Raw genomic sequence first — 817 nt, forward strand, 5'->3', positions numbered from 1 at the left:
CGAACCGATTAAGCGCATCACGATCGACATAGGTTGCGTTAATTACAATCGTTGTTGCTCCGCTAGCCGAGGCCGCAACGGTACCGATGGTCGACGCCATCGATGTAGTGCCTGACGAAGAATATCCGGTGCCTCCTACGGCCGCGGCAGACATCGAACTCGCTGCGTTGGCTACGGTTTTCGCCATATTTTCGAGTCCGACCGCAAAACCCTCCCCGGTATAACCGCCAAGTTCCATAAACACGCGAGATGGCGAGTTAATGCCAAGGAAATCTTTTGCGGCTTGGACGGCCGAACCAACAGCATCCTTTATGGTTTCTACTGTTTTCGAAACCATCGATTTAACGCCCTTGATTAGCCCTTCCATGATGTTCTTGCCCATCTCTACCGCATCCGTTTTAATCTCTTCCCATTTGGCGAGCAGGTTAGTTTTAAGCGTTCCAATTACCTCCGTTACTTTACCGACGATGGACTCCCAAATCGCTGCGAGTTTGTCCTTAACGGCCGTAAATATTTCTGCCGTCTTCGCTTTGATTTCGTCCCAATTACGGATAACAAGCGCGATAATCAGACCGAGCGGCCCTGTGAAAACTCCCAGGATGATATCCCAGTAGTTACGAAAGAACTCCACGATACCGTTAAAGACACTGACGGTGAGGTCCTTTACGTAATTCCAACTGTCTGTAAAGAACTGCCCGATAGTCGCGAGCGTACTGCTAAACCAATCGGAGAGCGCCGTCCATACTTTCATCGCGTAGGCGCTTACCTCGTCCCAATGCGTATAGAGGAGAACTCCGGCCGCAATTAACGCTCCAAT

General features: G+C 50.4%; 1 protein-coding gene. It reads right to left on the bottom strand.

What is annotated here, in order from left to right; translation table 11 throughout:
• On the bottom strand, positions 1 to 751 hold a 751-nt coding region (locus tag ACFSW5_RS26140), incomplete at its 3' end, for a phage tail protein (protein ID WP_379280515.1).
• Between the last annotated feature and the right edge of the window lie 66 nt (positions 752 to 817).

This window comes from Paenibacillus thailandensis, assembly GCF_042685365.1.
GTDB classification, from domain to species: domain Bacteria; phylum Bacillota; class Bacilli; order Paenibacillales; family Paenibacillaceae; genus Paenibacillus_AP; species Paenibacillus_AP thailandensis.